This window comes from Herbaspirillum lusitanum P6-12 (genome assembly GCF_000256565.1).
Taxonomy (GTDB): Bacteria; Pseudomonadota; Gammaproteobacteria; order Burkholderiales; family Burkholderiaceae_D; genus Herbaspirillum; species Herbaspirillum lusitanum.
On sequence record NZ_AJHH01000130.1, the window covers coordinates 25,906 to 39,201 of the forward strand.

Here is a 13,296-nt window from a genome sequence, read left to right on the forward strand (position 1 = left end):
TCCGGCTTTTTTACTTTCCGGATCAGGCGCCGGAAGATTGCGGAGCGACCCAAATCAGCCGGGTGTCAGCCCGGATCCGGCTTGCTCAAGTACAATGGAATTTCACTTTTCAGACACGGCCTGCCGTCGCTCCTGCCGACGATAACCGAAGAACAACATGACGACCCCGATTCACTACAGCATCACCTCCAACGACTGCGCCGCCCACGTGTTCGACATCACCCTGAGGGTCGATGCGCCGGCTGCCGACGGCCAGGTATTTTCCTTGCCGGCGTGGATTCCCGGCAGCTACATGATTCGCGAATTCGCGCGCAACATCGTCCAGCTGCGCGCAGAAGCCGGCGGCAAGAAAGTCGCGCTGCGCAAACTGGACAAACACACGTGGAAAGCCTCGCCGTGCACCGGCCCGCTGACGCTGAGCTATCAGGTCTATGCCTGGGACTTGTCGGTGCGCACCGCACATCTGGACCAGACCCACGCCTTCTTCAACGGCACCAGCGTATTCCTGCGCGTGGAAGGGCAGGAGCAGTCGCAACACGTCGTCGACATCCGTCGTCCGGCCGGCGACGCCTACAAGCGCTGGCGTGTGGCGACGTCCTTGTCCGAGCTGAAGGCAAAACGCTATGGTTTCGGCACGTATGTCGCCGCCGATTACGACGAGTTGATCGATCATCCGGTCGAGCTCGGGACCTTCGCACTGGCGACGTTCACCGCGCACGGCGTGCCGCATGACGTCGTGATCACCGGCCAGGTGCCGAACCTCGATCTGCCGCGCCTGTCGGCCGATCTGAAGAAAATCTGCGAAGCGCAGATCGCGTTCTTCGAGCCGAAGAGCAAGCGCGCGCCGATGTCGCGCTATGTGTTCATGACCATGGTGGTCGGCGACGGTTACGGCGGCCTTGAGCATCGCGCTTCGACGGCGCTGGTCTGCGCACGCAGCGATTTGCCGGTCAAGGGCAAGAGCGAGCTGAGCGACGGTTACCGTACTTACCTGGGTTTGTGCAGCCACGAGTACTTCCATTCCTGGAACGTCAAGCGCATCAAGCCGGCGGTGTTCGCCCCTTACGACCTGCGCGAAGAAGGCTATACCTCGCTGCTGTGGCTGTTTGAAGGTTTCACCAGTTACTACGACGACCTGTTCCTGGTGCGCACCGGCCTGATCGACGAGGCCGCTTACCTGGGCATGCTGGCCAAGACCATCAATGGCGTGCTGCGCGGCAGCGGCCGCCGCAAACAGAGCGTGGCGGAGTCCAGCTTCGACGCCTGGGTCAAGTACTACCGCCAGGATGAAAACGCCCCCAACGCCATCGTCAGCTATTACACCAAGGGTTCGCTGGTGGCGCTGGCGCTGGACCTGACGATCCGCAGCGAAACCAATGGGCGCAAGTCGCTCGACGACGTCATGCTGGCGCTGTGGCAGCAATACGGTCGCCAGTTCTATAGCCGCAACGGCGGCCACGGCCTGGGTGAAGAGGAGGCTGAAGCCTTGTTCGAAGCCGTCAGCGGCGTCAAGCTCAAGCGCTTCTTCGATCGCTACATCCGCGGCACGGAAGACTTGCCGTTCGCGCAGTTGCTGCCTGATATGGCGATCAAATTCGACGACGCCGGCAAGGATCGCAAGCCGTCCCTCGGCCTGCGCGTGGTGCGCGACGGCGCCGACGCCAAGGTGGCGAATGTCTACGAAGGCGGGGCAGGGCATCGCGCCGGTGTGTCGGCCGGCGACAAGCTGGTGGCGCTGGATGGTTTGCGCGTGCCGCCGACCGGGGCGGACGGCTTGCTGGCGCGCTATCGTGAAAACGACGTGGTGGCCCTGCATGTGTTCCGGCGCGATGAGCTGATGAGCTTCTCGGTGAAGCTCAAGAACGACGATGCGCCGCAGACGGCATTGACGTCAGAGGCCAAGCCGGCGGCCGCGGTGCGCAAGCGCAAGTCCTGGCTGGGCTGATTCCGATTGGCTGTGCCCGGCTTCTTGCGCCGGGCGGACAATAAAAAACCCGCCGAAGCGGGTTTTTTATTTGCTGCCGATGCTTTGCAGAATCGAAGATTACTTCGCTTCAGCGTCGCCTGCTGCAGGTGCTTCGCCTTCAGCTTCAACCTTGCCTGCCGGTACCGAAGCGGTAGCAACTGTCAGGTTTTCTTGCGAAACAGCGGCCACGCCGTTTGGCAATTTCAGGTCAGCCAAGTGGATCGAGTGACCGACTTCCAGCTTCGCCAGATCGACGGAAACGAATTCCGGCAGATCCTTGGGCAGGCAGGAGATGTCCAGTTCGGTCATGACGTGGCTGATGATGCCCGACGACAGCTTGACGGCTGGCGAGACTTCAGCGTTCACGAAGTGCAGAGGCACCTTGACGTGGATCTTTTGCGATGCATCGACGCGTTGGAAGTCAACGTGCAGAACCAGTTGCTTGTAGGCGTGGACTTGGAAGTCGCGCAGCAGAACTTGTTCGACCTTGCCTTCGATTTCCAGGTCGAGGATCGACGAGTGGAAGGCTTCTTTCTTCAACGCGTGGTACAGCGCGTTGTGGTCCAGAGCGATGTTCAGCGGTGCAGCTGTGCCACCGTAGACGATGGCTGGTGTTTGACCAGCAATACGCAGGCGGCGGCTCGCTCCGGTCCCCTGCTCTTTGCGTGGAAATGCGATAACTTTCATGTGAAACTCCAAAGGTTGCGGGACTTTCGTCTCGCGTTAAAAATCCCCCGCGACCAGGGGATTCAAGGATCCCGTCATTTGCATGACGGGATTGAAACTGAAACCTGAATTGAATCTAAAGCTGAATTTAAAGCTGAAATCTTTAAAGCTGAATCTCTAAAACCTATTCTGCAAACAGCGACATCACCGAGTCGCCCTTGCTGATGCGCTTGAATGTCTCGGCCAGCAGGCTGGCGCATGTCAGTTGGCGAATCTTGCCGCAGGCCTTGGCGGCGTCCGACAATGGAATCGTGTCGGTGACGACCAGTTCATCCAGCGGCGAATTGGCGATGCGGTCCAGCGCCGGGCCGGACAAAACAGGGTGGGTACAGTAGGCGACGACTTTCTTGGCGCCGCGCTCTTTCAATACTTCGGCAGCCTTGGTCAGCGTGCCGGCGGTGTCGACCATGTCATCCATGATCACGCAGTTGCGGCCTTCGACTTCACCGATGATGTTCATGACTTCCGACACGTTCGCCTTCGGGCGGCGCTTGTCGATGATCGCCAGGTCGCAGCCGAGGCGCTTCGCCAACGCACGGGCGCGCACCACGCCGCCGACGTCAGGCGAGACGACCAGCAGGTCGTCGTAGTTCTTGCTCACCAGATCGCCCAGCAAAATCGGCGATGCATAGATGTTGTCGACCGGAATGTCAAAGAAACCCTGAATCTGGTCAGCGTGCAGGTCCATGATCAGGACGCGTTCAACGCCGGCTTCCTGCAGCATGTTGGCGACGACCTTGGCCGAAATCGCAACACGGGCGGAACGCGGACGGCGATCCTGGCGGGCATAACCGTAGTAGGGGATGGCAGCAGTGATGCGGCCGGCGGAAGCACGCTTCAACGCATCGACCATGATCATGATTTCCATCAGGTTGTCATTGGTCGGTGCGCAAGTGGACTGCAGCACGAAGACGTCTTTACCGCGGACGTTTTCGTTGATCTCGACCATCACTTCGCCGTCGGAGAACTTCGACACATTGGCCTTGCCCAGAGGGATACCGAGTTTTTCAACGACGCCTTGCGCCAGTTCTGGATTGGCGCTGCCGGTAAAAACCATCAGGTTTTCGTTTGCCATGTGGGTATCCCTGAATGCAATCGTTTAAAAGTCGAAAAGCCGACAATGCTTGACTGGTACAGTCTTGCGTTGGCGGCTTATCTCTTTGGCTTTTCTATTTCTTTATGGGCGCTTCACTATTGCCCAATTTAATGGCAGGGGAACAAGGATTCGAACCTTGGAATGCTGGAATCAAAATCCAGTGCCTTAACCAACTTGGCGATTCCCCTACGCAATCTGCTGTCTTCCGTCGAACGATCCGTGCGCTTCTTGCCTGCATCGTCTGTCATTCGCCGTCAAACCAATTCTTGACTACGACTTTGTCAAATGGGCGAGAGGATGTTCCTGCATCGCTTTGGCTTTCCACGCGGCCCACTGTGAAGGCATTTGTTTCAGCACTTCGTCGGCTTGGCGTTCATGTTCAAAAGCACAGAACACACAAGCGCCGGATCCGGTCATCCTTGCATTCCCAAATGTCCTGAGCCACTTGATGGCTTCAGCGACAGGAGGAAACTGCCTGGCAGCCACCACTTCTAAGTCGTTTTTTCCGAAGCCGCTGTGAAGAAGATTATGCGCTTCAGGAAAGTCCGTTATTTTGACCACTTTCGTATCCCTTGTCAATTCCTGCGACGAAAAAATTATCGCGGTAGGAACGGACACGCCCGGTTCGATCACCACGAACCAGCAATCGGCGGTTTTTACAGGGAGAAGGTCCTCGCCCACGCCTTCGGCGAAGGCATTGCCGCCGAACACGAAAAACGGCACATCGGCGCCCAGTTGCAGGCCCAGCGCCATCAGTTGCGCGCGCGTCAGCCCGGTTTGCCACAGATGATTAAGCACGATCAGCGTGGTCGCGGCGTCCGATGAACCGCCTCCCAGGCCGCCGCCCATCGGCAATTGCTTGCGCACGGTGATGTCGGCGCCCAGCTCCGGTTTGGCGGCCTGCAACAGGCGGGCGGCACGCACCACCAGGTCGGTGTCGGCAGGCACGCCCGGGATGTCGTTGACACGATGGATGACGCCGTCGTCGCGCACCGTGAAATCCAGCGCGTCGCTACGGTCGATCAGCTGAAACACCGTTTGCAGCAGGTGATAGCCATCCGCGCGCCGACCGGTCACGTGCAGGAACAGGTTCAGTTTGGCCGGAGCGGGGCAGTCGAAAAGGCTTGCTGGCATGAAGTGACTCTGGAAAACGGGTGGAAGAACGTCAAAGAGAACATCAAAGCGCCCTCGGTGCACTCATTACGGAGCGCTGGCGGCTTTCCAGCTGTCTATCACGATACGGATGGCGACCGGGCCCGCTTGTCTTGTTTCGCGCGCCAGGTCGATGCGTTTCGGATGGTTCGAGGCCGTGTTGGCGGCGCCGTCCTGCCACTCGCCGTAGCTCAGGTTCCAGCCGTCGCGCGTTGTCAGGCGTACGGTGTCGGCCGCAGGCTGAGCTACAAACAGTTTGCCGTCGGCGCCGCGGCCGAAGCCCTGCAGCCAGTCGCGCAGGCCTGAAATCGGCAAGGGCCAACCCAATGCCTGTTCGGTGAGGATATCGACGTCGGTCGCCGTCATCGGCGGCTTGCCCGACTGTGTCAAGACGGCAATGCCGGGCTTGATGTCGATCGTGGCCAGGGTTTGTCCAAGCGGCGACAACAAGGTCACGACGACGTGGCGGGCGCTCTGGTTCCAGGTAAAACTGCCGTGCACGGCTTCTTCGCGTTGATTTTGTTCATAGCGTACCGACAGCCGGCCGCTGAGATCGATGGCGTCGCTGTAGCGGCGTTCCAGGGCCGGACCGTTGTCCTTTGCCTCTTGCGGAGAAAGGCTGGCGCAGCCGGCAGCCAGCAGCACCAGGCCGGTCGCGGCCGCGTGTTTGAAAAATCGCATCATGGATGGTAACCGTGTCCTTGCATCAGCATTGAATCGTCGCCGGCATTACAACTGCACTTTGAGGCGATCCAGCGTGCTCTTGAGGACGTCGTTCTTCGGATCTTTCGACTGGGCTTCGCGCCACAGGCGTTTGGCTTCGTCCTGCTTGCCGCGCGTCCACAGGATTTCGCCGAGGTGGATGCCGATTTCCGGATCGGGACGCAGGGCGTAGGCGCGGCGCAATTCCTTTTCCGCTTCGTCGAGGTTGCCCAAGCGGAATTCTGCCCAGCCCAGACTGTCGGCGATGAAGGCGTCTTCCGGCGCCAGTTGCACGGCCTTCTTGATCAGGGTAACTGCTTCCGGCAGGCGGATATTGCGATCGGCGAACGAATAGCCGAGCGCGTTATAGGCGTGCTGGTTGTTGGGCGCCAGTTCGATGATCTTGCGCAGCGCGGTTTCCATGTCCTTGTAGTTGCCGGTCTTGTCGGTGACCATTGCGTAGTCGTACAGCAGGTCGGTGCTTTCCGGGAAGCGCTTGAGTCCGGCCGACAGCACGTCGGCGGCGTCCTGGTAACGCTCGCCGTCGCGCAGGACCTGGGCTTCGCCCTGGATCAGCTGCATTTGTTCGCGGTCGTTGCCGGCTTCGGACTGCGCCTGCTGCAATACGGCCCGGGCGCCGTTGATGTCGCCGCGCTTGGCCAGCAACTGGGCGCGACGGATCTGCACATTGATGTAGGCTTCACCCGGTTCGACCTGTTCCAGCCATTTCAGTGCGCCCGGGATGTCGTTGCGTTCTTCTGCGATCTGCGACAGCAGCAGCAGCGCCTGGGTCGGGTCGCGTTCATCTTCCGGCTGGGTTGCCAGCACCTGCAGGTAGCGCTTGAGATAGGTCTCGGCTTCAGGCAGATGATTGGTTTGCACGTTCAGGATGCCCAGCGCGAACAGCGTGGTCAGATCTTCCTGGTCGTCTTTCAACAAAACCTGGAACTGGCTGCGCGCCTGTTCGAACTGTTTCTGCTCAACCAGGCCGCGCGCATAGGCGATTCGGACTTCGCGTGCGTCAGGATATTTCTTCAGGAAATCGGCCACCAGCTTCATGGCTTCCGGCGGATCCTGGGTGACTTGCGCCAGCGTCAGGATCGCCAGTTCGGAATCCGGCTTGAGCTTGAGCGCCTGGTTGGCTTCGTCGCGTGCGCGCACGGCGTCGCGATTGGCGAATGCGCCTTGCGACAGCGCCAGGTGAGTTTCGACCAGCGTCGGATACGGCGCGGTCACCGCTTCCAGGATGTTGAATGCAGCGGTCTTGTCGCGTGCACGGCTCAACAGGCGCTGGATTTGCAGGATCATCGGGCCGCGCGCTTGCGGCGCAGCTTCGGCCAGGCGTTGCGTCAGCAGCGGCTGCATTTCGCCGATGTTGTCGCCCAACATGATCAGGCCGAGGTAATTTTGCAGTGCTTCATCCGAATGCGGCGCCAGTTCGGTCCACAGACGTACCGCCGCCAGCGCTTCGTTCGGGCGCCGCGCCGCCAGGGCGATTTCGGCGGCACGTTTGGCCAGGCGCGGATCGCGGGTTTGCTGCGCGGTGCCCAGCAAGGTCACGTAGGCGGCTTGCCATTGGCCGCGCTGAAAGGCGATTTCGGAACTGAGGATCTTGAACAGGATTTCTTCGCTGAGCTCGACCGGCGGCACCACGTCTTCAGGCTGCTGGGCCTTGGCCTTCGCTTGTCCCTTGCGTGCGGATGAGGCCTTGACCAGAGTTTGTTTCTTGCCGCCCGCAACAGCAGCCGCATCGGTCTCGCTGGGTTGCTGCAGGCTTGCACATGCGGAAAGCATGAGGGAGAGCGTTACAATGGCGAGAGGTTTTTTCAAGTGTAATCCTGAGTAATCTGGAAATAGTCCGGCAAGAATGAACCAGCGGACAGGCAAATATTAATTTTACGCTCAACCGCGTGTTCCTTGGTGTAAGCGAGTGTAAACCATCTGCCTGCATCTGCCGGGCATCTGCACTATCATAGCCGTCTTGCGCTTGTTCGCTTGCATCCGCTTTCATTCGTTATCTGTCGCGTTATATTTGTCGCGTTATTTGTCATCCTGTTTGCCGCCTTCAGCCAGCTCAGTCCAGCCAAAAGTCATCGTTCCATGCCCGAATTACCCGAAGTAGAAGTCACCCGGCGCGGCGTCGCTCCCCATCTCGAGGGGCAGACGGTCGCGGGAGTGGTGACGCGCCACAGCGGATTGCGCTGGCCGTTTCCCGTCAATCTGAATGAACTGCTGAGCGGACGCATCATCCGTTCGACCGGGCGGCGCGGCAAATACCTGCTGATCAATTTCGACCATGGCACGCTGATCGTGCATCTCGGCATGTCGGGACATCTGCGCATTTTGCCGCCGGGTATCGTGCCGCAAAAGCACGATCATTTCGATCTGGTGGTCGGCAAGCCGATCAACCGATCCGCGTCGTTTCGGCGCCGTGCTGTGGCATGACAATGCCGACGGCGACATCGAAGAGCACACGCTGCTGCGCGGGCTTGGCCTGGAACCGCTGGAAGACAAATTCTCCGCGCGCGAGCTGCATCGCCAGACGCGCAACCGCAGCGCGCCGATCAAGCAGGTGCTGCTGGCCGGCGACATCGTGGTCGGCGTCGGCAACATCTATGCGTCGGAAAGCCTGTTCAAGGCCGGCATCAATCCCAAGACGGCGGCCGGCAAGATCAGCCTGCCGCGCTATGAAAAATTGGTGACGGCAATTCGTGAGACGCTGGCCGCCGCCATCGAGCAGGGCGGCAGCAGCTTGCGCGACTTCATCGCCGTCAACGGCCAGTCGGGCTATTTCCAGCAAAGTTATTTCGTCTACAGCCGCACCGGCCAGGCTTGCCGTATCTGCACCACGCCGATCCGGCAGATCAAGCAGGGCCAGCGCTCCACCTTTTATTGCGTGGTCTGCCAGCGATGAAGCGCGTCCTCAACAACACCGAGGCGGCGCAGGATTTCGCCGATCCGACATTTTCAGCCGCGGTGATCGGCTGGCAAAAACAGCACGGTCGCCATGCCTTGCCGTGGCAAAACACACGCGATGCCTATCGCATCTGGCTGTCGGAGATCATGTTGCAGCAGACGCAGGTCACGGCGGTGATTCCCTACTATCAGAAATTCCTGCAGAGTTTTCCTACCGTCGAGAGCCTCGCGGCGGCGCCGTCCGAAGCGGTGATGGCGCATTGGAGCGGACTCGGCTATTACACCCGTGCGCGCAACCTGCATCGTTGCGCACAGCGCGTGACGGCGGAATACGGCGGCCGTTTCCCGGATGATCCTGAGTTGCTGGCGGATCTTCCCGGCATCGGCCGTTCGACGGCGGCGGCGATCGCTGCGTTTTCCTATGGCAAGCGCGCGGCGATTCTGGATGGCAACGTCAAGCGGGTGTTTGCGCGCGTGTTCGGCGTGGAAGGTTTTCCCGGCGCCAAAGCGGTCGAAGACCAGCTGTGGCGCCGTGCGGTGGCGCTGCTGCCGCAGGCCGACATGGAATCGTATACGCAAGGATTGATGGATCTCGGCGCAACCTTGTGCGTGCGGGGCAAGCCTGCCTGCGACCGCTGTCCGCTGGCGCCGCGCTGCGTGGCGCTGGCGACCGGCCGCACGGCGGAACTGCCGGTGCGCAAGCCGAAGAAGGCCGTGCCGGAAAAGGAAACCATGATGCTGGTGGTCAGCGAAGGCAAGGACGTGTTGCTGGAGCAGCGTCCCGACAGCGGCATCTGGGGCGGCTTGCTGTCCTTGCCGGAATTGCCGCCGAGTTCAGATGCCGATGCCTTCGGCGTAGCGGTGGAGGGCGCGATGCAAGCGTTCGGCGTCATCGCGGCATGCCGCAAACTGCAACCGTTCTCGCATGTCTTCACGCATTTCAAGCTGCATATTTCACCGTACCAGGTAGTGCTGGAAAAGCGTCATCTGCACGTCGCGGAATCGGTCCATGTCTGGTATCCGATCGCGCAGCTGGCCGATGCGCCGTTGCCGGCGCCGGTCAAAAAATTATTGCTGGGGGTATTGCAGACGGACGACTTGCTGAACTGACGTCGTCGGTGGTGTCGGCATCGTCGATCCTGCCTCAGCCGAGCTGGCGATGCCGCACCACGACATTTTCCTGCGCGGCAAAATGTTTCGCCAACTGCTCGACGATGTACACCGAGCGATGCTGACCGCCGGTGCAACCGATGGCGACCGTGAGATAACTGCGGTTGTCGCGCTTGAACGATGGTAGCCACTTCTCCACGAAGTTGCGGATGTCGCCGAGCAGATCCTGTACCGCCGGCAAATCCTCAAGGAATTCAATCACCGGTGCATCGCGCCCGGTCAATGGCCGGAGCCGCAGGTCGTAATGCGGATTGGGCAGCATGCGCACGTCGAACACCAGGTCGGCATCGAGCGGCACCCCGAACTTGAATGCGAAGGATTCGAACAGCACCGTCAGGCTGGCGCGGCTGGTGTCGATCAGATCGCGGATCCAGGCGCGCAACTTGTTGGCGCTCAGGTTGGAGGTGTCGATCACGTGACCGAGCCCTTCGACCGCGCTCAGCATTTCGCGCTCCTTGTGAATGCACTCGGTCAGCGTCATGCGATCGCTCGGATTCTGGTTGGGCAGCAAGCGATGCGACAACGGATGGCTGCGGCGCGTTTCGGAAAAACGCGTGACCAGCGATTCGGTGGTGGCGGTCAGGAAGAACACCTTGACGTCGTGGCCCTGGTCTTTCAGCCATTGGATATCGGGACCCAGGCCGGCCAAGGAGTCCGCGCTGCGCGCGTCGGTGGCCACGGCCATGGTGTCGTCGCCCTCTTTCAAACGCGTTTCCACCAGGCTGCGCAGCAGGGCCGGCGGCAGGTTGTCGACGCAGAAATAGCCGGCGTCTTCCAGTACATGGAGAGCCACCGATTTGCCGGAGCCGGATATGCCGGTAATGAGGACGATACGCATGAGTAGGATGATACCCCAAGCCTGAGTCTAAATCTGAGTCTGGGTCAGTATTTTGTCAGCTTAACGCCTGCGCGGTCTATGTGCACGGCGCGTGGAAAATCTTTACCTGACTTTGCTTTTATCCGTTCGCGGCTTATTCGCCGTTCATCGCCTTGCGCTGGCGATCGATGAATTCCTTGAGCGTGTCGATGCCGCGCAATTGCAGGATGGTGTTGCGCACCGCCGCTTCCAGCAGCACCGCGATATTGCGGCCGCCACCGGGATCACCACTTTGCGGATCGGCAAACCGAGCACGTCTTCGAATTGCGCATCGAGCGGCAAGCGCTCGTAATTTTCTTCCAGCGTGCTGCGGCGGACCAGATGCACGATGAGTTTCAGGCGCATTTTACGGCGCACCGCTGTTTCGCCGAAGATGGCCTTGATGTCGAGCAAGCCAAGGCCGCGCACTTCCAGCAAGTTTTGCAGCAGCGGCGGGCAACGGCCCTCGATCATGTTGGGTGCAATGCGCGCAAATTCGACCGCGTCATCGGCCACCAGGCCGTGGCTGCGCGAAATCAGTTCCAGGCCCAGCTCACTTTTGCCCAAGCCGGATTCACCGGTGATCAACACGCCCACGCCAAGCACGTCCATGAAGACGCCGTGCATGGTGATCTGCTGCGCCAGTTTCTTCGACAGGTAGACGCGCAGGTAATCGATGACTTGCGCGGCCGGCAGCGGCGTGGAGAACAGCGGAATGTTTTTTTCGTCGCAGATGGCCAGGATGTCGGGCGGGGTCGCCAGGCCTTGCGCGATGATGAAGGCGGGCGGTTCGCCGGCGACCAGTTCCGCGGTCTGGTAGGCGCGCGAGGTGTTCGAAAGACGTTGGTAGTACTCGGTTTCCTGGTGGCCGAAGACCTGGATGCGGCCGGGGTGGATCAGGTTCAAGTGACCGACCTGGTCGGCGGCGGAGGCGGCGTCGCCGGAGATCAGGCGTTCACCGCCAGGGAAGCCGGCAAACCAGCCCAGTTGCAACGATTCGCGATTTTCTTCATACAGTTGCTGTATCGATAACGCGGTAAATGAAGGCATGGTTCTCCGATTCCGATAGGGCGGTCAATGGCGTGGTTGAGCTGTATGAGCAACCGGTGCGAACGACATCGCATCGTTCGCGGCGCTTCGTTTAATTGGTTTTTTCCAGCGACGGCTGCCAGGTTACCAGGCGCGAATAGACCGACGCCTGGTCCGGGTCGGAGATCAATTCATTGCGGAAGGCATTGTCCGAAAACATCTCTGCAATTTCGGACAGGATTTCCAGATGCTGCTGGGTGACATTGTCGGGAATGAGCAGGAAGATCAGCAGCTTGACCGGTTCGCCGTCAGGAGACTCGAAAGGAATCGGTTCGGCCAGACGCATGAACAGCGCCAGCGGTGCTTTCAAGCCCTTGATGCGGCCGTGCGGAACGGCGACTCCATGGCCCAGTCCTGTCGAGCCGAGTCGTTCGCGTGCAAACAGGTTTTCGGAAACGGTCGAGCGGGCGATGCCGCTGTTGTTTTCAAAGGTAAGTCCGGCTTGTTCGAATGCTCGTTTTTTGCTGGAGACTTCTAGATCCAGAATGACGTTCTCTGGGGACAGGATTTTTGCAAGATTTGTCATGACACAAAAGAAGGCGCTAGATAGGCTTTTGTGCAGGATTATAGGCTTCTTTGGGAGTTACGCAATGAATTCCGGTGTTGCCTCATTGCAAACAACACTATTGCCGGGAAGAAGCCCCGCAAGCTGCCGCAGCGGTACGACAGGCTTGCTTTACGGGCGAAACGCTCCGGCAAAAATTACATCTCGATGCGACCGAAAACCAGCAATACGTCGCCGCTGTTCTTGTTCGACGACAGGCGCGGCACGTAGGCAAACATCACCTTGGCTTTCTTGGTGCCGATCGAAGCCAGCGGCAACGGCACCGGGAACGGCACGCCGCCGAAATAATCCTGCCGGCTCATCAGCATCGCGGTGCCGCCGATGCCCAGTTCCAGCGGCGTATGACCAATCGGATAAACCCATTCATAGGCATAGCCGGCCATGATTTGCGGGTGGCGATGTGAATCCTTGAGCACGAAACCGTACAACGACTCGTCGTTGCCGCGTTCGTTGCGCATGGTCTTGCCGTAGCCGAGGCCCCAGGCGTGCTCGTTCAGTTGGTCGAGCTTTTCCTTGGTATAGGTGCTGCGGCCGTGATGCGCCAATCCCGATACGTAAATCGCATCGTCTCCCTTGTCGACGATTTCCGAGGCGTGATCCTTGATGGATTGCCACCAGCTGAATTCGTCGCTCTGTTGCGCCATGGCGGGAAGCGAAGTCGCGGCGCAGCCGAGCGCAAAGGCGCCGGCAAGCAAGGTGCGGGAGGAGCGAAAGGAGGAAAGTAATTGGCTCATATTTTTATTGGCTATTTCTACTATTTGTTGATGGTGTCGACAGACGATTGCTGCCGGCAGGAAACTGACCAGATTTCTGCGCCGTAAAAAATCGACGTAGCGATGCCCTGGACGAGCATTGAGCATTGCCTGGCGATGGAGTCGAGAGTGAGACCGGATCATTGCACAAGAAGTTTTATGCAATATCGATAAATCGTTTCAAAATGTTGCGGCCGAAATGAGCGGAAACGCCGCCTGCCGCGAGGGCAGGGCGTTACGCGGCAGGCTCCGCGATGTAATGGTTTTGTAACAAAGTCCCTCGATAATAATGGAATAAAGCAGTCA

At 59.6% G+C, this 13,296-nt stretch carries 10 protein-coding genes, 1 tRNA gene and 2 pseudogenes; 3 read left to right on the forward strand and 10 right to left on the reverse strand.

Features of this window, described 5'->3' with window-relative positions; translation table 11 throughout:
• The first annotated feature begins 157 nt into the window (after nucleotides 1-157).
• Nucleotides 158-1,945, forward strand: coding sequence for a M61 family metallopeptidase (locus HLUSI_RS0104485; protein ID WP_016832841.1), 1,788 nt, complete (start codon nucleotides 158-160; stop codon nucleotides 1,943-1,945).
• Nucleotides 1,946-2,044: 99 nt separating this feature from the next.
• Here the strand turns inward: HLUSI_RS0104485 and HLUSI_RS0104490 are convergent, their stop codons facing one another.
• From HLUSI_RS0104490 to HLUSI_RS0104515, 6 genes are all read right to left on the reverse strand, one after another.
• Nucleotides 2,045-2,653 carry a 50S ribosomal protein L25/general stress protein Ctc gene (locus HLUSI_RS0104490; protein WP_016832842.1) on the reverse strand — a complete coding sequence of 203 codons (609 nt, stop codon included), beginning with the start codon at nucleotides 2,651-2,653 and terminating at the stop codon, nucleotides 2,045-2,047.
• Nucleotides 2,654-2,816: 163 nt separating this feature from the next.
• Nucleotides 2,817-3,767 (reverse strand): ribose-phosphate pyrophosphokinase, encoded by a 951-nt coding sequence (locus tag HLUSI_RS0104495; protein WP_016832843.1) that lies wholly within the window; start codon nucleotides 3,765-3,767, stop codon nucleotides 2,817-2,819.
• 132 nt (nucleotides 3,768-3,899) lie between these two features.
• Nucleotides 3,900-3,976, reverse strand: a tRNA-Gln gene (locus HLUSI_RS0104500).
• An 82-nt stretch (nucleotides 3,977-4,058) separates the two neighbouring features.
• Nucleotides 4,059-4,922: a 4-(cytidine 5'-diphospho)-2-C-methyl-D-erythritol kinase gene (gene ispE / locus HLUSI_RS0104505; protein WP_016832844.1), complete on the reverse strand. Its 864-nt coding sequence runs from the start codon at nucleotides 4,920-4,922 to the stop codon at nucleotides 4,059-4,061.
• A 66-nt stretch (nucleotides 4,923-4,988) separates the two neighbouring features.
• Nucleotides 4,989-5,624 (reverse strand): outer membrane lipoprotein LolB, encoded by a 636-nt coding sequence (locus tag HLUSI_RS0104510; RefSeq protein WP_016832845.1) that lies wholly within the window; start codon nucleotides 5,622-5,624, stop codon nucleotides 4,989-4,991.
• 45 nt (nucleotides 5,625-5,669) lie between these two features.
• Nucleotides 5,670-7,436 (reverse strand): tetratricopeptide repeat protein, encoded by a 1,767-nt coding sequence (locus HLUSI_RS0104515; protein WP_016832846.1) that lies wholly within the window; start codon nucleotides 7,434-7,436, stop codon nucleotides 5,670-5,672.
• A 306-nt stretch (nucleotides 7,437-7,742) separates the two neighbouring features.
• Between HLUSI_RS0104515 and mutM the strand changes: the two are divergent.
• Both mutM and mutY read left to right on the forward strand, forming a co-directional pair.
• Nucleotides 7,743-8,556 (forward strand): annotated as a pseudogene (gene mutM, locus HLUSI_RS26935) (bifunctional DNA-formamidopyrimidine glycosylase/DNA-(apurinic or apyrimidinic site) lyase).
• Nucleotides 8,553-9,668: an A/G-specific adenine glycosylase gene (gene mutY / locus HLUSI_RS0104525; protein WP_016832847.1), complete on the forward strand. Its 1,116-nt coding sequence runs from the start codon at nucleotides 8,553-8,555 to the stop codon at nucleotides 9,666-9,668. Before mutM ends, mutY begins: the two are co-directional and overlap by 4 nt.
• A 34-nt stretch (nucleotides 9,669-9,702) precedes the next feature.
• Here the strand turns inward: mutY and rapZ are convergent, their stop codons facing one another.
• From rapZ to HLUSI_RS0104545, 4 genes and pseudogenes are all read right to left on the reverse strand, one after another.
• A complete protein-coding gene (gene rapZ / locus HLUSI_RS0104530) occupies nucleotides 9,703-10,566 on the reverse strand; it encodes an RNase adapter RapZ (protein WP_016832848.1) in 864 nt (287 codons plus the stop codon).
• Nucleotides 10,567-10,699: 133 nt separating this feature from the next.
• Nucleotides 10,700-11,634, reverse strand: a pseudogene (gene hprK / locus HLUSI_RS26940) (HPr(Ser) kinase/phosphatase).
• Between the two features lie 91 nt (nucleotides 11,635-11,725).
• Nucleotides 11,726-12,199, reverse strand: coding sequence for a PTS sugar transporter subunit IIA (locus HLUSI_RS0104540; protein WP_016832849.1), 474 nt, complete (start codon nucleotides 12,197-12,199; stop codon nucleotides 11,726-11,728).
• Between the two features lie 176 nt (nucleotides 12,200-12,375).
• The gene (locus tag HLUSI_RS0104545; protein WP_085943989.1) at nucleotides 12,376-12,882 is read right to left on the reverse strand and encodes a hypothetical protein; all 507 of its coding nucleotides are present in this window, start codon (nucleotides 12,880-12,882) and stop codon (nucleotides 12,376-12,378) included.
• Between the last annotated feature and the right edge of the window lie 414 nt (nucleotides 12,883-13,296).